Origin of the sequence: Stenotrophomonas sp. YIM B06876 (genome assembly GCF_030711595.1) — a bacterium.
Lineage (GTDB): Bacteria > Pseudomonadota > Gammaproteobacteria > Xanthomonadales > Xanthomonadaceae > Stenotrophomonas.
The window spans coordinates 1-247 of the sequence record NZ_JAUJUJ010000434.1; the positions used below are offsets into that span (position 1 = coordinate 1).

The 247-nt window shown below is 67.2% G+C and carries 1 protein-coding gene; it reads right to left on the reverse strand.

Going from position 1 to position 247, the window contains the following annotated elements; genetic code table 11:
• On the reverse strand, positions 1–247 hold a 247-nt coding region (locus tag QZH66_RS17785; RefSeq protein WP_305807140.1), incomplete at both ends, for a dihydrodipicolinate synthase family protein.

Consider the following 247-nt stretch of genomic DNA (forward strand, 5'->3'; position numbering starts at 1 on the left):
TGCCGGTGGCCTCCTTGATGCCGACGATGCCGGGCACCTGGGCCAGGCGCAGCACGGTGTCGTGCTGCATATCGGCGACCGAGCGGCCGGGCACGTTGTAGAGGATGGTGGGCAGGTCGCCCACGGCTTCGGCTATTCGCCGGAAGTGCTGGTACTGGCCCTCTTGCGTGGGCTTGTTGTAGTAGGGCACGACCTGCAGCTGGCTGTCGGCGCCGACCTTCTTGGCGAACTGGGCCAGCTCGATGGC